Source organism: Vibrio sp. 10N.286.48.C11 (assembly GCF_041469805.1).
GTDB classification, from domain to species: Bacteria; Pseudomonadota; Gammaproteobacteria; order Enterobacterales; family Vibrionaceae; genus Vibrio; species Vibrio crassostreae_C.
On record NZ_JBFRLK010000013.1, the window covers coordinates 105609 to 126505 of the forward strand.

16 protein-coding genes are annotated in these 20897 nt (G+C 46.7%); 13 read left to right on the plus strand and 3 right to left on the minus strand.

Annotation, left to right across the window (positions count from 1 at the left end):
* Nucleotides 1–161 precede the first annotated feature (161 nt).
* Both AB4209_RS04900 and AB4209_RS04905 read left to right on the plus strand, forming a co-directional pair.
* Entirely contained in the window at nt 162–548 is a 387-nt protein-coding gene (locus AB4209_RS04900; RefSeq protein WP_017062714.1) for a hypothetical protein, read from the plus strand.
* 12 nt (nt 549–560) lie between these two features.
* Entirely contained in the window at nt 561–1946 is a 1386-nt protein-coding gene (locus AB4209_RS04905; protein WP_372055020.1) for a class II fumarate hydratase, read from the plus strand.
* A 116-nt stretch (nt 1947–2062) separates the two neighbouring features.
* On the opposite strand, the gene AB4209_RS04910 is transcribed toward AB4209_RS04905, so the two are convergent.
* Entirely contained in the window at nt 2063–5494 is a 3432-nt protein-coding gene (locus AB4209_RS04910; RefSeq protein WP_372055022.1) for a PAS-domain containing protein, read from the minus strand.
* Between the two features lie 118 nt (nt 5495–5612).
* Entirely contained in the window at nt 5613–6809 is a 1197-nt protein-coding gene (locus AB4209_RS04915) for a 3-phenylpropionate MFS transporter (protein WP_017062710.1), read from the minus strand.
* 232 nt (nt 6810–7041) lie between these two features.
* Between AB4209_RS04915 and AB4209_RS04920 the strand changes: the two genes are divergently transcribed.
* The 9 genes from AB4209_RS04920 (at nt 7042) to fis (ending at nt 16830) form a co-directional block, all read left to right on the plus strand.
* Complete coding sequence (locus tag AB4209_RS04920; protein ID WP_372055028.1) at nt 7042–8874, plus strand: DUF294 nucleotidyltransferase-like domain-containing protein; 1833 nt, start codon at nt 7042–7044, stop codon at nt 8872–8874.
* Between the two features lie 10 nt (nt 8875–8884).
* Nucleotides 8885–9517, plus strand: a complete 633-nt coding sequence (locus AB4209_RS04925) for a 3'-5' exonuclease (protein WP_017062708.1) — start codon at nt 8885–8887, stop codon at nt 9515–9517.
* A 218-nt stretch (nt 9518–9735) separates the two neighbouring features.
* Nucleotides 9736–11685 carry an acetate--CoA ligase gene (gene acs / locus AB4209_RS04930; protein ID WP_009844693.1) on the plus strand — a complete coding sequence of 650 codons (1950 nt, stop codon included), beginning with the start codon at nt 9736–9738 and terminating at the stop codon, nt 11683–11685.
* 322 nt (nt 11686–12007) lie between these two features.
* Entirely contained in the window at nt 12008–12457 is a 450-nt protein-coding gene (gene aroQ / locus AB4209_RS04935; protein ID WP_010435475.1) for a type II 3-dehydroquinate dehydratase, read from the plus strand.
* 74 nt (nt 12458–12531) lie between these two features.
* Nucleotides 12532–12984 carry an acetyl-CoA carboxylase biotin carboxyl carrier protein gene (accB, locus tag AB4209_RS04940; RefSeq protein WP_017062707.1) on the plus strand — a complete coding sequence of 151 codons (453 nt, stop codon included), beginning with the start codon at nt 12532–12534 and terminating at the stop codon, nt 12982–12984.
* A gap of 15 nt (nt 12985–12999) precedes the next feature.
* A complete protein-coding gene (gene accC, locus AB4209_RS04945) occupies nt 13000–14343 on the plus strand; it encodes an acetyl-CoA carboxylase biotin carboxylase subunit (protein ID WP_102429029.1) in 1344 nt (447 codons plus the stop codon).
* Nucleotides 14344–14513: 170 nt separating this feature from the next.
* Nucleotides 14514–15401: a 50S ribosomal protein L11 methyltransferase gene (gene prmA / locus AB4209_RS04950; protein WP_372055024.1), complete on the plus strand. Its 888-nt coding sequence runs from the start codon at nt 14514–14516 to the stop codon at nt 15399–15401.
* Nucleotides 15402–15541: 140 nt separating this feature from the next.
* Complete coding sequence (gene dusB, locus AB4209_RS04955; protein WP_032546269.1) at nt 15542–16510, plus strand: tRNA dihydrouridine synthase DusB; 969 nt, start codon at nt 15542–15544, stop codon at nt 16508–16510.
* Nucleotides 16511–16533: 23 nt separating this feature from the next.
* Nucleotides 16534–16830, plus strand: a complete 297-nt coding sequence (gene fis, locus AB4209_RS04960) for a DNA-binding transcriptional regulator Fis (RefSeq protein ID WP_004729744.1) — start codon at nt 16534–16536, stop codon at nt 16828–16830.
* A gap of 88 nt (nt 16831–16918) precedes the next feature.
* Here fis and zntR read toward each other — a convergent pair whose 3' ends face one another.
* A complete protein-coding gene (gene zntR / locus AB4209_RS04965; RefSeq protein WP_017062704.1) occupies nt 16919–17359 on the minus strand; it encodes a Zn(2+)-responsive transcriptional regulator in 441 nt (146 codons plus the stop codon).
* Between the two features lie 325 nt (nt 17360–17684).
* Between zntR and purH the strand changes: the two genes are divergently transcribed.
* Both purH and purD read left to right on the plus strand, forming a co-directional pair.
* The gene (gene purH, locus AB4209_RS04970) at nt 17685–19292 is read left to right on the plus strand and encodes a bifunctional phosphoribosylaminoimidazolecarboxamide formyltransferase/IMP cyclohydrolase (protein ID WP_372055026.1); all 1608 of its coding nucleotides are present in this window, start codon (nt 17685–17687) and stop codon (nt 19290–19292) included.
* A 214-nt stretch (nt 19293–19506) separates the two neighbouring features.
* Nucleotides 19507–20796, plus strand: coding sequence for a phosphoribosylamine--glycine ligase (gene purD, locus AB4209_RS04975; protein WP_017062702.1), 1290 nt, complete (start codon nt 19507–19509; stop codon nt 20794–20796).
* Nucleotides 20797–20897 lie beyond the last annotated feature (101 nt).

Sequence of the window (20897 nt, forward strand, 5' to 3'; positions counted from 1 at the left end):
CAGTACTTACATTGTAGGGATTAGGTACTGACTCCAGAAAGCCGATACTTCGTGTATCGGCTTTTTCTTTTTCTGCTCACTTTATAAAAAGATAAACAAAGGGTTGTTTTTAAAATTTTATTTGATAATAATTATCATTAACATCCAATAAAGAGATGCAGATGATGATGAAAGAGCAGCAGGTTCTCTATTCGAGATTTTACAAAGCACAGGATCGCTTTGCTTCATTAGAACAAGTTCAAGGCCATGAGCCGTTTGTAATTCGAGAGTATATCGAGTGTGCACTGACGCTTTCGGCTTACTATGAAAAGCATGCCGCTCAAGAAAACATCTTGTTGTGCGAGCTGTATCTACGCCAAGTTTTCTTTCATTTGATTGAAGCGATTGAGTCTCCTCAGCGCAGTTTCGCCTTTCGTCATATCTGCCTAGACTCTATTCACTCACCACTATTTTATTTGAAGCGCCACTACTGCCAGCAACCTCAAGGCCAAGCGCGTTTTTTGAATCTCAGCCAAACACTACAACAAGTCCAAGCCCCACTTGGCTAACAAGGATAGAACATGACCCTACAATTTCGGATTGAAAAAGACAGCATGGGCGAAGTGAAAGTCCCTGCCGATGCGCTATACCAAGCACAAACTCAGCGTGCAGCGTATAACTTCGCGTTTAGCTCTCACAAGATGCCGACCAGTTTTATTCAAGCACTGGCGTTAATTAAACAGGCAGCGGCAGATACCAATGCTCAGTTAGGTCTACTGGAAGGTGATATTGCCAACGCGATAGCCGAAGCCAGCCAAGAGATCATTGAGGGTAAACACCTCGATCAATTCCCTATCGATGTCTACCAAACCGGTTCAGGTACCAGTTCCAACATGAATGCCAATGAAGTGATTGCTACGCTTGCCTCAAGAAGCTTGCAAGGCGACGTGAACCCCAATGATCACGTCAACATGGGCCAAAGCAGTAACGATGTGGTGCCAACCGCAATTCAAGTGAGCGTTGCTTTGATGGCTGAAAATAAGCTATTACCTGCATTAACTCACCTTTCTGAAGCACTCACCATCAAACAACAGGAACTTGCGGAGGTCGTGAAGACCGGCCGCACTCATCTAATGGATGCGATGCCAATGACCTTTGCTCAAGAGCTAGGTGGTTGGAAATTTCAGATAGAACACGCTAAGCAAGCAATAGAGAACACCCTGCCCGCTATCAAGGCTTTAGCACAAGGTGGTACTGCGGTTGGAACAGGGATCAATGCTGACCCACGCTTTGCCGATAAGTTTGCGAGTAACCTGTCTCAATCGACAAAGATCAGTTTTAGCTCGAGTGAAAACTTCTTTTTTAGCCTCAGCAGTCAAGACGCGATCGTTGCGCTGTCAGGTCAGCTCAAAACGGCAGCAGTTGCGATCATGAAGATCTCAAACGATCTTCGCTGGATGAACTCTGGGCCGTTGGCTGGCTTAGGGGAAATTGAATTACAGGCTCTACAACCAGGCTCATCGATCATGCCTGGCAAGGTAAATCCTGTGATTCCTGAAGCTGCAGCTATGGCGGCGGCGCAAGTCATTGGCAACGACACCACCATTACCGTAGCCGGACAATCAGGTAACTTCCAACTTAATGTGATGCTGCCAGTGATTGCTCATAACGTGTTGGAAAGTATTGAGTTATTGGCAAACAGCTCAGTCGCTTTAGCGGACAAAGCCATCGCGACCTTCACGGTACGCCAAGACAATCTCGATTTGGCACTGTCAAAGAACCCAATCCTAGTGACCGCACTTAACCCTGTGATTGGCTACTTGAAGGCGGCTGATATTGCCAAGAAAGCTTACAAAGAAGGCTTACCAATTCTGGATGTCGCAGAAAGAGAAACCGATCTTAGCCGAGAAGAGCTCAGTAAACTGCTTGATCCAACCACACTGACACAAGGTGGCATTGCTGGTTAGTTATTGAATTAACAAGCGAATCGGCGTTCGCAAAAAAAACAGAGACAAAAAGGCCTCATCTGAGGCCTTTTCACTATCCGCTCACGAACGTACTAATCCGAGCCTGTTAACCCAAACTAGCTCACTCGATTCAAGACCGCTCTTAACTTAAGTGGTTTCACTGGCTTGGCAATAAAGCTAAAGCTGTTGGCCTTTATCGCTGCCAACATGTCATCGGTTCTATCGGCACTGATGATGACACCTTCAAAAGAATCTCCAAGGCGCAAGCGACACTGCTGCAGGACTTCGAGACCCGTTCTGCCATTATCTAAACGGTAATCAGAGAAAATCACATCAGGTAGCCAACCCTCATCTAGGCACTGCAAGCTTTCGACCAAATCAACCGCCGTCTTAACCTCACAGCCCCAACGTCCGATCAGGTTTTCCATACCGACTAAGATTTCTCGTTCATTATCGACACACAATATCTTGAGATGTTCGATGTCGCTGGTCGCCATTGGCGTCGAAGCTTGCACAACTGGAGCCACTTTTTCCGCTCTAGCTAAGGTGATGGAAAAGACACTGCCTTGCCCCGGCCATGAGCGCATCGAAATTTGATGGCCAAGCACATGAGCAATACCTTTCGAGATAGCCAGCCCTAACCCCAATCCTTGATCGGCTCGTACTTGGCTGCCACGAGTAAACTCTTCAAAGATTTCTTGTTGCTTGTCTTCATCGATACCGGTTCCATTATCCCACACATCAATTCGAACCTGTCCATTCACTCTTCTCGCACCCAGTACCACTTTCCCTTCCGGGTTATAGCGGAACGCATTGGTCAAAAAGTTCTGAATCACACGCCTCAACAGCTTAGGGTCTGAATGAATGAACAATGACGACGGAATCATCTTAAACTCAATTTTCTGTTGTCTCGCTAGAGCGCTAAATTCCGCGTTCAAATTGGTTAATACGTCATGCACGGCAATCGCGTGAATGTTGGTTTCTAACTTTCCGGACTCCAATCGAGAGATATCCAGCAAGTCACCAATCAAATCTTCTGCGGCGCCAAGTGCACTCTCGATGTGAGATGACAATTGCTTCACCTCTTGCTCTTTTGCCACCTCAGACAGTGACGAAGCAAATAGACGCGCGGCATTGAGCGGCTGCATCAAATCGTGGCTTACCGCGGCTAGAAAACGACTCTTAGATTGTGATTCTTGATCCGAAATCTGCGTGGCTTTTACCAAGCGATGGTTCAGTTTTTCGAGTTCTTGAGTTCGCTCATGCACTCTCGATTCCAAACTTTCGTTGGCATCTTTTAGCGCTTGCTCTGCTTGTCGGAATACCGTGATGTCGGTAAAGCTCATCACAAAGCCACCACTTGGCATCGGGTTACCTTGCACTTCAATCACTCGACCATCAGGACGAATGCGAGAAGAGGTATGTCGAGTGCCTTGCTCCAAATGATAAACACGGCGACGCACATGATCTTCAGGGTCACCCGGACCACACAAACCTTGCTGAGCATTATGGCGAATCACATCGGAGATCGGCCTGCCCACTTGTATCAAACCAGCAGGGAACTCAAACAATTCTAGATAGCGCTGATTCCACGCCACCAGCCTCATTTGTTTGTCGATTACTGCGATGCCTTGGCCAATATGTTCAATCGCGCCTTGCAGTAAACCACGGCTGAAGTCGTACAGTTCCGAAGCTTCATCCACGATGGTCGCGACTTCTTCAAGCTGCATGTTTCTTCCCTGTAAAGCGGAAGTAAGTACTAACTTAGCAGACGAAGCACCGAATACTCCGGCGAGCACGCGCTCTGCGTGTCGAATCAGACTTGCAGGCGCTTGTTGATTAGGAAGCAGCGGCTGACCGTGTTGTTGCCAATAGCTGTGTAAGGCACTTTTGGCACGCTTACGGCCTACAAAACGCGACGCCAGCATCTCTAATTCAGCGACCGTCACTCGGTTCTGGTAAAGGCTGATATTCTCGTTTTCAGGCAGCGGCGTGCCAACAAATGCTGCTGATTGTAAGCGCTCACTTAGGCTTGGGCGAGTCGTCATCGAAACCACGGCATAGCACAAGGTATTAAGTACAATACTCAGCACAATGCCCCAGTTTGAACTGCTGATATTCCAGCTACTGAGCAGTTCTGGCGGCGTGATAATCCATAGTAAAAGGTTACTTTCACTGTCGCCAGCCAACATGCTGGTTTGGCTCATCAAGGTAATCAGCCAAATCAACGAGCCCACCATTAAGCCGACATACACGCCCTTGCGGTTACCCGGGCGCCAGTACAAACCACCAATAAGTGCTGGCGCGAATTGAGCAATCGCAGCAAAGGAAAGAAAGCCAATCGCTGACAGTGAATGGATGGTATCGAGCGCCTGATAAAACAGCCAAGCACCCAGTAACAGCAGTAAAATTAGCCCGCGGCGAATCACCAATAGCAGGCCAGAAAAGTGTCGATGGGTTCTTTGAGTTAGGCGCATACGGCGCAGTAACAATGGCATCACTAAATCATTCGACACCATGATCGCCAAGGCGATGGTCGACACTATCACCATGCCACTTGCCGCAGACGTACCACCAAGGAAAGCCAGCAAGGCAATGTGATTAGCGCCTTCTGACATTGGCACACTGATCACATAGGTATCCGCTGGCATACCAGTAAGTAGTCCTTGTCCTGCCCAAGCAATTGGCAGCACGAACAGTCCCATCAAAATCAGGTAAAGCGGAAACAACCAGCGAGCGGTATGCAGGTCTTGAGGACGTTCGTTCTCTACCACCATGGTATGGAACTGGCGTGGCAGACAGACAATCGCCAACATGGTCAAAACGGTATGAATAATTAAGGTCGGAATATTGGGTGATTCGTAGGTGGAAGCCGCCACATCAAGCAAGTCGATCTTGTCGCTGCTCATCGCCAGATACATGATGAATAGGCCAACGATCAGGAATGCCGCGAGCTTAACGATGGATTCAAACGCCACCGCCATCATCATGCCACGGTGATGCTCTGTGTTATCAATGTGTCTTGTACCAAACAGCATGGTGAAAATAGCCAAAGCACCGACCACAAACCAAGACACATGATAGTCCTGATAACCGAAGTCAGCCGCTAGGTTGGGTGCAACAATATCCAACCCCATGGTAATACCACGCAGTTGCAGAGCAATATAAGGAAGGATACCAACCACGGCGATAACCGTCACCGCCACCGCTAAGCCCTGAGATTTTCCATAACGAGCCGCGATAAAGTCGGCAATGGAGGTGATATGTTCCCGCTTCGCAATCAGGATCAGCCGCGCCAAGATCCGCCAGCCTAGTGTAAAGACTAGAATCGGGGCGAGGTAAATGGGTAAAAAAGACCAAGGGTTGTTACTCGCCTGCCCGACCGTTCCATAGAAGGTCCAAGAGGTACAATACACGGCAATCGAAAGGCTATAGATCCACGGGCGCCAACGCGATAGCCAACGAACCTGCCTGTCTCCATACCAAGCGATCAGAAATAACACGCCCAAGTAGGCTAAAGAGACTGGAATTACTATCCATCCTTGCATTGAAAACCCTTTTTTCATCCATAAAAAAACCTCTCCATAAGGGAGAGGTTTCATTTAACTAAGGATGGGTGATTAACTCAATCGCATCGCTTAAATTCTGTGCTTTAGACTCTAATTATCAGCATTTGCTGTGAGATTCTGACTGTTCCGAATCTGATTGATTAATCTCAACCACTGAACTTCTTTCATCCAACTTAATGAACAGAGCAAGTGCACCCATTGCAGCCATGCCCCAGAAGATATTTGCGCCCCAAAGCTCATAACCCCAACCACTTAAGGTGGTCATCAGTGCAATAAAGGCACCTAATGGAATCGCGTTATACAGGGCTTGTAGCGCAACCATCTTGTTTTGTTCTTCAGATTGGATGTATTGAATCGCGGCGATGTGTGCCATGGCAAATGTCACACCGTGCAGCAACTGCACCATCACCAGTGCAAAAATCGCCGTGGTTGATGCGGTTATACCCCAACGCGCCATCACCCCAATAGCCGCGACGACAAACAAAGTACGCAGTGACCAGCCTGAGAATAATCGCTTACTCAGAGCAAATACGGCCACTTCAGCAACAACACCTAAACTCCACAAATAACCGATGATAGCTTCTGAGTGACCCGCTTCTTTCCAATAAATCGCACTAAAACTGTAGTAAGCCGCATGACTACCTTGCAGCAGCGCCATCAAGGCTAAAAACTTTACCACTGACGACTCACGCAGCAGTTCACCTAGTTTTGGTCGCGCCGCTTGTTGCTCAGATTGTGTTACTGGCATCACATTGGGGTTTCTCATCGCAAGAATCAATGACAGCAACACACCGGCAAGCGCAGTATACAAAATCATGTCAGTGCCGAATTGTGCCACCAAATAGCCAACAACCGTTGAACCTGCGATAAAGGCAATTGATCCCCAAAGACGAGTTCGGCCGTAGTCGAGCATTTTCAAACGACTGTAATGGTTAGCCATCGCATCAGAAAGAGGAATGATCGGCCCACAACAGAGGTTAAACAGTACCGTTGCCAACAACATCAGTATAAAGCTGCCACCGGTGAAGAAGTGGAAACCGACAAACAGCAGCGCAGCGAAACTCAAACAGCGTAGCGCTGGCATCAAGTGTTCCACTTTATGGATACGCGGCGTAATCACTAAGTTGGCCACACAACGAGTCGCAAAGCCGATACCAATCAATACGCCAATATCACCAGCAGACACGCCTTGGTCTTCAAACCACAACGCCCAAAATGGCAAATACACGCCATACGCAAAAAAGAAACCAAGAAAATACTGAGAGATCCAGCCATAGGGTGAAGGGCTAAACATAAATGACCTATAAAGTGTGCGGAAAAAGGCAGCACCAATTATGCCTATCTCGCATACGATGAAAAAGGGAATTATTACTGGGATAGTATTCCCATATTCAATGGGTCTGGATATCGCATTTCAACAAGAGATTTCACGCTCATCAATACTCATACTCGCATTTAGACTAAAGTCGTCTGGAGCTTCGCTGGTATTTTGTCAGACTGATTAAAGACTCCCATTTCTTCTTGTGATGCTTATGCCTGACAAATTTAATATGCAGCACCCGCCCTTCGATAGCCTGTCCGACGCCGAACAGTTGAAGCTTCGCTCTTCATTAGACGTGGTGTATTACCGCTCTCAAGAAGTGATACTGGAAGCTGAAAGGCCGAGCCGACACCTGCATATTTTGATCAAAGGAGCTGTTGAAGAGCGCGCGAGCAGTGATGGTGAGATTTACGCACACTATGCCAATGACGATATTTTTGATGTCCGCAGCCAGTTTGAACCCCACACCAAACACCGATATATCGCACTCGAAGATACATTAAGTTATCTGCTGCCCACCGATATTTTTCTTGAGCTTTACCACGCCAATGGCCAATTCGCTGCCTACTTTGATAGCAACCTATCAACACGAAAAGCTTTGATAGAAGCCGCCCAGCAGCAACAGAATCTTGCCGAGTTTATATTAACCAAAGTGGATGACTCTATCTATCACCCACCACTGATACTTGAACCAAACCAACCGATCAACCAAGTCACTCAAACCCTTAAAGAACAAGGGTTAGACTCGGCCCTAGTCCATTTGGAACATAATGATCCAAAAGCTTTTGGATCATCATGTTCCTTGCCGTATGGAATCGTCACTCGAACCAATTTATTGCATGCTGTGATGCTCGATAATTTCACACTGGATGCGCCTGTCGGTGAGATCGCAACGTTTCCGGTGATGCACGTGAACCAAGGCGATTTCTTATTTAACGCCATGATTACCATGACCAGAAATCGAGTAAAAAGGTTGATGGTTTGTGATGGTAAAAATGCGGTCGGCATGGTGGATATGACACAGATTCTCAGTGCATTCTCCACACACTCCCACGTTCTTACTTTGCGTATTGCGCGCGCCACCAGCGTTGAAGAATTGGCAATGGCATCCAACAAACAACGTCAACTGGTCGAGAGCTTGCTCAGTAATGGGATTCGCACACGCTTTATCATGGAGCTGATTTCTGCGGTCAACGAACAGATCATAGAGAAGGCTTTTGAGTTGGTGATCCCACCTGCACTGCATAATCATTGCTGCCTAATCGTGTTGGGTTCTGAGGGGCGTGGAGAGCAAATTCTCAAAACCGATCAAGACAACGCTCTGATTATTCAAGATGGTTTGGAATGGCATCAATGCCAAAGTGCCATGAACGACCTCACCCATACCCTTCAACAATTGGGTTACCCACTGTGCCCGGGCAACGTAATGGTCAACAATCCGAAATGGGTGCATTCAGAACAAGAGTGGAAACAAACCCTCACCCATTGGGTAAAAAAAGCCACGCCAGACACCGTGATGGATATCGCGATCATGGCAGATGCACACGCAGTAGCGGGGAATAGAGAGTTATTAAAACCTGTAAAGCAGCACCTCAGTGATTTAATGCTCGGACAAGAATTGATTCTGACGGAGTTCTGCCGCCCGGCGCTGAACTTCTCAGTTCCCCTGACCCTGTTTGGTAATGTGAAGCAATCTAAGTCCGGACTCGATATCAAACAAGGCGGTATTTTCCCTATCGTGCATGGTGTGAGAGCGCTTTGCCTAGAACATGGTGTCACGGTCAACAACACCTTCGAACGCATTGAGCAGCTGGTCAGCAAGATAGTATTAGAGCAAAGTACTGCCGATAATCTCAGTGAAGCACTCAAGCAATTCTTTAAGTGGCGCTTAGCCCAAAGGCTTTCTCAGCAGCACAGCAGCAACAAGATTAACGTCAAACTGATGGAACGAGCAGACAGGGATCTGCTTCGTCATAGCCTGCACGTGGTGAAGAAATTCAAGCAATGGCTCGGCTACCACTATCAGATACGGGATTAGGCATTGAACGATGAATAGGTTGGTTCGCTATTACTGGCATCACAAGCTCAAAGGCTCCCTCTATCAGCCTCTGTTTACTGCGCCTATTGATCATGAATATGTATCGCTCGATTGTGAAACCACCAGCCTAGATCCCAATCAGGCAGAATTAGTTACCATTGCCGCGACCAAGATCATCGGTAACCGAATCATTACCAGCCAACCTTTTGAAGTCCGGTTGCGCGCCCCCCAATCGCTCGATTGCAATTCAATAAAAATCCACCGTATCCGTCATCAAGATCTAAAGCACGGCATCGAAGAAAAACAGGCTTTAATCGAGCTACTGAACTTCATTGGAAATCGTCCTTTAGTCGGCTATCACATCCGCTATGATAAAAAAATTCTCGACCGCGCCTGTTTAAAACAGCTTGGATTTCCACTGCCTAACCGATTAGTCGAAGTGAGCCAACTCTATCAAGACAAACTCGAAAGACAGCTGCCCAATGCCTATTTTGATCTCAGTATGGACGCCATCTGTCGCCAACTCGATTTACCTATCCCGGTCAATAAACATGATGCATTACAAGACGCTATCTCCGCTGCGCTGATCTTTGTGCGCCTGAAACATGGTGACCTTCCCCGTTTCAACTCTTCTTATTCTTAATTCAACCACTGTCGCTTCACATAGAGAGCAACATCTCAAAATTGAACTTAACTCGCTATTTTGTAAGTGAAAAGCAGCGTCTCATCCTAAAGTCTAATTGTGGAAATCGCCGTCCTAGCCGAGAGTGATAACACAAAGACGGTTCTGTAATAGACCTAGAAACTGAACACAAAGGAAGTTGCCAGTTCATTAGGAATGTAGGCACAAGGAGAGATGCAATGAGTGAAGCCCACGTTTATCCGGTAAAAGAAAATATTAAATCAACCACACACGCGGATAATGACACTTACCTAGCCATGTACCAGCAATCTGTTTCTGACCCTGAAGGCTTTTGGGGTGAACACGGAAAAATCGTTGATTGGATCAAACCTTTCACACAAGTAAAAAACACCTCTTTCGACCCTGGCCACATTGATATTCGCTGGTTTGAAGATGGCACGCTTAACGTTTCGGCTAACTGTATCGACCGCCACCTTGCTGAGCGCGGTGATGAAGTCGCTATCATCTGGGAAGGCGATGACCCGGCAGATGATAAAACTCTAACTTTTAATGAACTGCATAAAGAAGTGTGCCTGTTTTCGAATGCTCTAAAAGAGCAAGGCGTGCGCAAAGGTGATGTGGTTTGTTTATACATGCCAATGGTGCCAGAAGCGGCAGTAGCCATGCTGGCGTGTACCCGTATCGGTGCGGTTCACACAGTCGTATTTGGTGGTTTCTCACCAGAAGCACTGTCTGGTCGTATTATCGATTCAAATTCTAAAGTCGTTATCACTGCCGATGAAGGCGTGCGTGGCGGCCGTGCTGTTCCACTGAAAAAGAATGTCGATGAAGCACTGACGAACCCTGAAGTGAAAAACATCGAGAAGGTTGTTGTATTCAAACGCACTGGCGGTGATGTGGCATGGCACGAACATCGCGATGTGTGGTGGCACGATGCTATTGCTAATGTATCTGCAGATTGCCCACCAGAAGAGATGAACGCAGAAGATCCACTATTCATCCTTTATACGTCAGGCTCAACAGGTAAACCTAAAGGCGTTATGCACACCACAGGTGGCTACCTTGTTTATGCTGCGATGACCTTCAAATACGTATTCGATTACCAAGAAGGCGAGACTTTCTGGTGTACAGCCGATGTGGGTTGGATTACCGGTCACACATATCTTGTTTACGGACCGCTTGCTAATGGCGCAAAAACGATTCTGTTTGAAGGCGTGCCAAATTACCCGAACACCAGCCGCATGAGCGAAGTGGTCGATAAGCACCAAGTTAATATTCTTTATACGGCGCCAACGGCTATTCGTGCATTGATGGCGAAAGGCAATGAAGCCGTTGAAGGTACTTCTCGTGACAGCCTAAGAATCATGGGCTCAGTGGGTGAACCTATCAACCCAGAGGCGTGGGAGTGGTACTACAAAACAATCGGTAATGAGCAATCTCCAATTGTTGATACATGGTGGCAAACAGAAACGGGCGGTATCTTGATTGCACCGCTACCAGGCGCAACAGACCTGAAACCGGGCTCTGCAACTCGTCCATTCTTCGGTGTGCAACCGGCACTGGTTGATAACATGGGTAACATCATTGAGGGTGCAACAGACGGCAACCTAGTGATTCTTGACTCTTGGCCAGGCCAAATGCGTACCGTTCATGGCGATCATGACCGCTTCGAACAGACTTACTTCTCGACCTTTAAAGGCATGTACTTCACCAGTGACGGCGCTCGTCGTGATGAAGACGGTTACTACTGGATTACGGGGCGTGTCGATGATGTACTTAACGTATCAGGTCACCGTATGGGTACTGCTGAGATTGAATCGGCTCTAGTCGCGTTCGATAAGATTGCAGAAGCCGCGATTGTGGGCATCCCTCATGATATTAAAGGCCAAGCGATTTACGCTTACATCACGCTGAATGATGGTGAGTTCCCAACCGCAGAGCTTCATAAAGAAGTAAAAGACTGGGTACGTAAAGAGATTGGCCCAATTGCAACGCCAGATGTACTGCACTGGACCGACTCTCTACCAAAAACTCGTTCGGGTAAAATCATGCGTCGTATCCTGCGTAAAATCGCGACTGGCGATACAGGTAACCTAGGTGATACCTCGACACTGGCCGACCCAAGTGTGGTTGATAAGCTGATTGCCGAGAAAGCAGAACTGGCATAAGCAACCAGTCACAGCAGCTAATCACTGTTTAAAACAGCACTTTCTAAACCGTCACCTATGTGGCGGTTTTTTTATGGCTGATCTTGATCTCAAATATCCCGCCCCAAATTAAGGCTAAGACGCTTTTTTGTTAAGTTGGTAACAATTCCAAGCTGTATCAATAGGAGATTAGACCAGTAAATTGCTGCGATTTGCGCTGAATTAGCTATAATCTGGTTCTAATTTTTAAATTTGGGTTTTTCTCACTGGAAATTAACCGCAAATTTTCAATAAAATGGCAACATTCACGTTCGTAAACACGATAAAGGAAGATAGCCCCACGATGTCTACAAAGTTTCGCATTCTAGTTTTAAATGGCCCAAACCTTAACCTGTTAGGCCTTAGAGAGCCCGCACACTACGGTTCTCAAACACTTGACCAGATTATTAGCTCACTGACCGAGCAAGCGAAAGCACACGATGTTGAGCTATCTCACTTACAGTCAAATCGTGAGTACGAACTGATTGAAGCTATCCATAGTGCTTATCAAAATGTTGATTTTATTATTATCAACCCAGCAGCCTTTACACATACCAGTGTGGCACTGCGTGATGCACTACTTGGCGTTGCCATACCATTTATTGAGGTTCATCTATCGAATGTTCACGCGCGTGAACCATTCCGTCACCACTCTTACCTATCTGATAAAGCAGAAGGTGTGATTTGTGGCTTAGGTGCCCAAGGTTATCAATTTGCTTTGACCGCTGCGCTCAGCAAGCTCAACTCAAAGTAAACATAAACAACGAACTATTACTAACCTACTCAGTCATAGAGTAAGTTCAATTAACAGATAAAGAGAAAGAAACAATGGATATTCGCAAAATCAAAAAGCTAATCGAATTGGTTGAAGAGTCTGGTATTTCTGAGCTAGAAATCTCTGAAGGTGAAGAGTCAGTACGAATCAGTCGTAACAGCACTGCACCTGTAGCACCTGTTCAATATGCAGCTGCTCCAGCACCTGTAGCGGCAGCAGCTCCTGCGGCGGCACCTGTAGCAGCAGAAGCAGCAGCTCCTGCAGTTCCAGCTGGTCACCAAGTTCTTTCTCCAATGGTTGGTACTTTCTACGGCGCTCCAAGCCCAGACGCAAAACCATTCGTTAAAGTTGGTCAATCTGTAACTGCTGGCGAAACGCTATGTATCGTTGAAGCAATGAAAATGATGAACCAAATCGAAGCTGATAAATCTGGTGTTGTAACAGCTATCCTAGTTGAAGACGGTCAACCAGTAGAATTCGACCAAGCTCTAGTAATTATCGAATAATAGAGAGCACTCATTATGTTAGATAAATTAGTAATCGCGAACCGTGGTGAGATTGCACTACGTATTCTGCGTGCATGTAAAGAGCTTGGCATTAAAACGGTAGCGGTTCACTCAACTGCTGACCGTGACCTTAAGCACGTACTGCTTGCAGACGAAACCATTTGTATCGGTCCAGCTCGTGGTATCGATAGCTACCTAAACATCCCTCGTATCATCAGCGCAGCTGAAGTTACAGGTGCAGTAGCTGTTCACCCTGGCTACGGCTTCCTATCTGAAAATGCAGACTTTGCAGAACAGGTAGAGCGCAGTGGCTTTATCTTCGTTGGCCCTAAAGCTGAAACCATTCGCATGATGGGTGACAAAGTGTCAGCTATCACGTCAATGAAGAAAGCTGGCGTACCTTGTGTACCAGGTTCTGACGGCCCTCTTGATGATGATGAAGTGAAAAACAAAGCGCACGCTAAACGCATTGGCTTCCCAGTTATCATCAAGGCATCTGGCGGCGGCGGCGGTCGTGGTATGCGTGTTGTTCGTTCTGAAGCAGAATTAACAGAAGCGATCGCGATGACTCGTGCTGAAGCAAAAGCATGTTTCAACAACGACATGGTTTACATGGAGAAATTCCTAGAAAACCCACGTCACATTGAAGTACAAGTGCTTGCAGATGGCCAAGGTAATGCTATCCACCTAGGTGAGCGTGACTGTTCAATGCAACGTCGTCACCAGAAAGTTGTGGAAGAAGCGCCAGCTCCAGGTATCACTGAAGAGATGCGTAAGTACATTGGCGAACGTTGTACTCGTGCATGTATTGAGATCGGTTACCGCGGTGCAGGTACATTTGAATTCCTATACGAGAACGGTGAATTCTACTTCATCGAAATGAACACTCGTATCCAGGTTGAACACACGATTACTGAAATGGTAACGGGTATCGACCTAGTGAAAGAACAGCTACGTATTGCAGCTGGTCAGCCTCTATCATTCACTCAGGATGACATTAAGCTGCGTGGCCACTCAATCGAATGTCGTATCAATGCTGAAGATCCAGTTCGTTTCCTACCTTCACCAGGTAAGATTGAACGTTTCCACGCACCAGGCGGCATGGGCGTACGTTGGGAATCTCACATCTACACGGGTTACACAGTGCCACCACACTACGATTCAATGATTGGTAAGCTGATCACTTACGGTGAGAACCGTGATGTTGCTATCGCTCGTATGAAGAACGCATTGGGTGAAATGATTGTTGAAGGTATTAACGTTAATACTGAGCTTCAACTGTCTATTATGAACGACGAAAACTTCCAACACGGTGGTGCAAACATCCACTACCTTGAGAAGAAACTTGGTTTGTCATAATCCGTTCGTTTAAGAACAGTCAAAATGCTCACTTCGGTGAGCATTTTTGTTTTTGAACCGCCGAAAAAATCAATCTTTAATCCCCATTATATTCCGTGGGGTTTTGGTGAATTTGCTCATATTTTCTGCTAGAATCGCCATCCAATTTTTCTCATATAGAAGATGCAGCCATGCCTTGGATTCAAATCAAGCTTAATGCTACCAATGAAAATGCCGAACAAATCGGCGACATGTTAATGGAAGAGACTGGTGCTCTTTCTGTAACTTTCCTGGATGCACAAGATACCCCTGTATTTGAGCCTCTGCCAGGCGAAACTCGCCTTTGGGGTGATACTGACATTCTCGCGCTTTACGACGCTGAGACTGATACTGGTGTCATTCTAGCGCAGATTAAAGCAAGCAACATGTTCCCTGCAGACTTTGCTCATAAAGTAGAGCAAATTGAAGACAAGGATTGGGAGCGTGAATGGATGGACAACTTCCACCCAATGAAGTTTGGTGAGCGTTTATGGATCTGCCCTAGCTGGCGCGATATCCCTGAACCTGACGCTGTTAACGTAATGCTAGACCCTGGCCTTGCATTTGGTACAGGTACTCACCCGACAACGGCATTGTGTCTTGAGTGGCTTGAAGGCTTAGACCTTGCAGGCAAAACCGTGATCGACTTCGGTTGTGGCTCAGGCATCCTAGCGATCGCTGCGATCAAACTAGGCGCAGCAAAAGTTATCGGGATCGACATTGATCCTCAAGCTCTGCTTGCATCAAAAGACAACGCACAACGCAATGGCGTTGCTGAGCAACTAGAGGTGTTCTTGCCACAAGATCAACCGGAAGGTTTGCTAGCAGACGTTGTTGTTGCCAACATTCTTGCGGGTCCATTACGCGACCTTTCTGGCATCATCAAGGGCCTAGTTAAGCCAAATGGTGTACTTGCGATGTCGGGTGTTTTAGATACACAAGCAGAAGATGTTGCCACTTATTATCGTGATGAGCTTCACATTGATCCGATCATCGAACAACAAGAATGGTGTCGAATCTCAGGTCGCAAGCAAGGCTAGACAAGACTTTGGGCGCTAATTGACTGAAATTTAAACAAATTACAAAAACAAATTGTAAATGCTCAAATATTAGTCTTTTCACGCAGCGAAAAAATGCGTAAAATGCGCGCCCTTGCTGGTACAGAACTGTGATGACATTTTTGAAAATCGGAAATTATCAACTTAAGAACAATCTAATCGTCGCTCCTATGGCTGGCGTAACGGATAGACCATTCCGTGAGTTGTGTCTTCGCTACGGGGCGGGGATGGCAGTCAGTGAAATGATGTCCTCCAATCCGAAAGTTTGGAAAACGTCAAAGTCTCAGCAGCGTATGGTACATGAAGGCGAATCGGGCATTCGTTCAGTACAAATCGCTGGTGCAGATCCACAGCTTATGGCCGAGGCTGCTCAATTTAATGTCGATAACGGTGCGCAAATCATCGATATCAACATGGGTTGTCCAGCCAAAAAAGTGAATAAGAAGCTTGCGGGCTCAGCCTTACTGCAGCATCCAGAACTCATTGAAGACATTCTGAAAGCGGTGGTAAATGCTGTCGACGTTCCAGTAACGTTGAAAACGCGCACAGGCTGGGATACAGACAATAGAAACTGTGTCCAAATCGCGAAAATAGCCGAAGACTGCGGCATACAAGCTCTTGCGCTCCATGGAAGAACTCGCGCTTGTATGTACAAAGGTGAGGCAGAATACAAACACATTAAAGCAGCGAAACAAGCAGTATCTATTCCGGTTATCGCTAACGGTGATATCGATAGTCCGGAAAAAGCGAAGTTTGTGCTGGAGTACACCGGCGCTGATGCTTTAATGATAGGTCGACCTGCCCAAGGACGTCCTTGGATTTTTAACGAAATCCTACACTATTTGGAAAACGGCACCACGATGGACCCACTCCCGATTTCGGAAGTGAAAGACATCATGCTTGGTCATGTGCACGCTCTACATGAATTTTATGGAGAGTTTTTAGGCCCTCGCATCGCTCGTAAGCATGTGGGTTGGTATCTAAAAGAACATGAACAAGCGAGTGAGTTTCGCCGTACCTTCAACGCATTCGAAGCAGGTGATCTGCAGCTTGAAGCGCTAGAAGGTTTTTTTGATAACGTTGCACCATAATTACGAGAAGAGCTAGACCGAATATGTTCGAACAAAATCTGACTTCAGAAGCATTGACAGTAACTACAGTTACATCACAAGACCAAATCACGCAGAAGCCACTACGTGACTCAGTTAAAGCATCATTGAAAAATTACCTTGCTCAATTAAACGGTCAAGAAGTCAGCGAGTTATACGAATTAGTATTAGCTGAAGTTGAACAGCCACTACTAGACACTATCATGCAGTACACTCGCGGTAACCAAACTCGCGCAGCAACCATGATGGGTATTAACCGCGGTACTCTTCGCAAGAAACTTAAAAAATACGGCATGAACTAATCGTTCTTTCGTAATTTATTGAATTGAAAGCCAAGCTCATTGTTGAGTTTGGCTTTTTTTTGGCTTGTCGATCCGTGATAGTCGCTGATTACTCTCCAGTGCGACAGCAGCGACCTTTGTCGACGTTTGCTGAGTCCAAGGCTGCTAGAATCGAACAATGGCTTGCATCATCGTCTACGTGACCACAACACGCATCATTAATCTTTTTAAGTGCGGTGCGAATCTTAGTTAACTCGGTAATCTTCTCATCAATCATCTCTAGCTTTGCTGAGGTAATCGACTTCACTTCAGCGCAACTGTGCTGTGTGGCCTCGAGGCGAATCTCAAGCAATTCTTTAATCTCGTCCAAACTCAGCCCCAACGCTTTAGATTTGAGAATAAACGTCACCTGTTTCTGGTTATTTTCATCATATAGGCGATAACCCGAGTCACTGCGACTGGCTGGCGCGATCAGGTTATTCTTCTCATAAAATCGCAAGGTATCGGCTGTCACACCGCATCGCTTCGCTAATTCACCGATCTGAAACATGTTTTTTCCTACTGTTTCGTCCATTCCACAATTAACCTTATCGTTACTTTTCAGGCTGAAATGGCACTTTTCATAATTAATTTTGAGATGCCAAACGATTGCGCGAGCTTTTTTGTAATAAATTAGTTAGAATCTGCGCCATCAAATTTGGAGTTGGTTATCTTATAGCTTAATCATAAGACTAACCCAAAAGGTCTTTACCAAAACTGGCCAATATTTTATCTCTTACTGGTATCTAAGATAATCCACGCTAAGAAGATAGAAACAAGTTCTTTTTTGGCAAATATCTTTATTTTAACCCCATGAATTTGAGGAAGATGGAAGCATGAATAACGCTCGTCCAATTCGCCGCGCTCTAATCAGCGTATCAGACAAAACTGGTATCGTTGAATTTGCACAAGCTCTTGCTAACCGTGGTGTAGATATCCTATCTACCGGTGGCACTGCTCGCCTGCTTGCTGAAAAAGGCATCTCTGTTACAGAAGTATCTGACTACACTGGTTTCCCAGAAATGATGGATGGCCGTGTTAAGACTCTGCACCCAAAAGTTCATGGTGGTGTTCTAGGTCGTCGTGGCCAAGATGATGACGTGATGGAAACTCACGGTATCAACCCTATCGATATGGTTGTTGTAAACCTATACCCATTCGCAGAAACCGTTGCTAAAGAAGGTTGTACCCTTGCTGATGCTGTTGAGAACATCGACATCGGCGGCCCTACAATGGTTCGCTCTGCAGCGAAAAACCACAAAGACGTAACGATCGTTGTTAACGCACACGACTACGAGCGCGTTGTCGCTGAAATGGACGCGAACGATAAATCTCTAACACTAGAGACTCGCTTCGACCTCGCTATCGCAGCATTCGAGCACACCGCTTCTTACGACGGCATGATCGCAAACTACTTCGGCACTATGGTTCCATCTTACGGTGAGAACAAAGAAGGTGACGAACCTTCTCCTGAAAACAAGAGCAAATTCCCTCGCACGTTCAACCAACAGTTCGAGAAAAAGCAAGACATGCGCTACGGTGAGAACAGCCACCAGGCAGCCGCATTCTACGTTGAAGCAAACCCTGAAGAAGCATCAGTTTCTACAGCTCGCCAGATTCAAGGTAAAGCCCTTTCTTACAACAACATCGCTGACACCGACGCAGCACTTGAGTGTGTGAAAGAGTTCGACCAGCCAGCATGTGTGATCGTTAAGCACGCTAACCCATGTGGTGTTGCACTAGGTGAAGACATCCTAGAAGCTTACGACCGTGCATTCAAAACAGACCCAAGTTCTGCATTTGGCGGCATCATCGCTTTCAACCGTGAGCTAGACGCTGCAACAGCAACGGCTATCACTGAGCGTCAATTCGTTGAAGTTATCATTGCACCATCAGTTTCTGCTGAAGCAGTAGCAATCGTAGCGGCTAAGAAAAACCTTCGCCTACTTGAGTGTGGTGAGTGGACAACGAAGACAACTGGCTTTGACGTTAAACGCGTTAACGGTGGTTTGCTAGTTCAAGACCGCGACCAAGGCATGGTGTCTGAAGATGACCTTAAAGTGGTTTCTAAGCGCCAACCTACAGCTGAAGAATTGAAAGATGCTCTATTCTGCTGGAAAGTAGCGAAATACGTTAAATCTAACGCTATCGTTTACTCGAAAGGCGACATGACAATTGGTGTTGGCGCTGGCCAAATGAGCCGCGTTTACTCTGCGAAAATCGCAGGCATCAAAGCTGCAGACGAAGGTCTACAGGTTGAAGGCTGTGTGATGGCATCAGATGCATTCTTCCCATTCCGTGACGGTATCGACGCGGCTGCAGAGGCTGGTATCAAGTGTGTTATCCAACCGGGCGGCTCTATGCGTGATGACGAAGTTATCGCAGCAGCAGACGAACACGGCATGGCGATGATCTTTACGGGCATGCGTCACTTCCGCCACTAATCAGAATAGGCTCTAGGTTTTCCTAGAGCCTTTTTTATTCGTTTAACCGTTCATTAATGTTGGCGTTTTACTCATCAACGTTAATAGAAATTTTAATTTTTAGAGCAAAATCAGATTGCCTAGTTCAAGGAAAACACGCGGAGCTTATGACTATAAGTGAGCATGTTTGACGCCGAAATAGGTAATCTGATGAAGCTATCAAAGGTAAAATAAAATGAATGTATTAATTATTGGTGCTGGCGGTCGTGAGCATGCACTAGGTTGGAAAGCAGCACAAAACCCAAACGTTGAAACAGTATTCATCGCTCCAGGTAACGCAGGCACTGCACTTGAGCCAAAACTAGAGAACGTAAACATCGGCGTTGAAGACATCGCTGGTTTAGTCGCGTTTGCTCAAGATAAAAAAATCGAACTGACTATCGTGGGCCCTGAAGCACCATTGGTTATCGGTGTGGTTGATGCATTCCGCGAAGTAGGTTTGCCAATCTTCGGCCCTACTCAAGCTGCAGCACAGCTTGAAGGCTCTAAAGCATTCACTAAAGACTTCCTAGCTCGTCATGATATCCCAACAGGTTACTACTCAAACTTCACTGAGATTGAGCCAGCTATCGCTTACGTTCGCGAGCAAGGCGCTCCTATCGTAGTGAAAGCTGACGGTCTTGCGGCAGGTAAAGGCGTTATCGTTGCGATGACCCTTGAAGAAGCAGAAGACGCAATCAAAGACATGCTAGCGGGCAACGCCTTTGGCGAAGCAGGCAGCCGCGTTGTTATCGAAGAGTTCCTCGAAGGCGAAGAAGCAAGCTTCATCGTAATGGTTGACGGCTCTAGCGTGCTTCCTATGGCCACCAGCCAAGATCACAAACGTGTTGGCGACAAAGACACTGGGCCAAACACGGGCGGCATGGGTGCTTACTCTCCTGCGCCGGTTGTAACTCCAGAAATCCACAACCGTATCCTTGAGGAAGTTATCTACCCAACGGTACGTGGTATGGACGCAGAAGGCGCACCTTACACAGGTTTCCTTTACGCTGGCCTAATGATCGATGCTGACGGCACACCTAAAGTTATCGAATACAACTGCCGCTTTGGCGACCCTGAAACGCAACCTATCATGATGCGTATGGAGTCAGACCTTGTTGAACTTTGCCTAATGGCTATCGACGAGAAGCTCGACGAAGCAGAATCGAAGTGGGATCCACGCGCTTCTATCGGTGTTGTTCTTGCGGCTGGCGGTTACCCTGCTGACTACGCAAAAGGTGACGTTATTTCACTACCAACAAGCGAAGTTGAAGGCCAAAAGGTTTTCCACGCGGGTACGACAAATAATGAAGCTGGCGACGTTGTGACAAACGGCGGTCGTGTACTTTGTGCAACAGCACTGGGCAATACGGTTTCTGAGGCTCAAGAGCGCGCTTACGCGTTGACGAAGCAAGTTAGCTGGAATGGTATGTTCCACCGCAATGATATTGGTTACCGTGCGATTGCGCGCGAACAAGAGCAGTAAACAATCTTGTTGCTCGCTTACTTTCCAATAACAGTAAGCAAATGACAGCAAGTGAATAACAGAAAAAGGCGCCTCAATAGGCTAATGCCGTTCACTTAAGA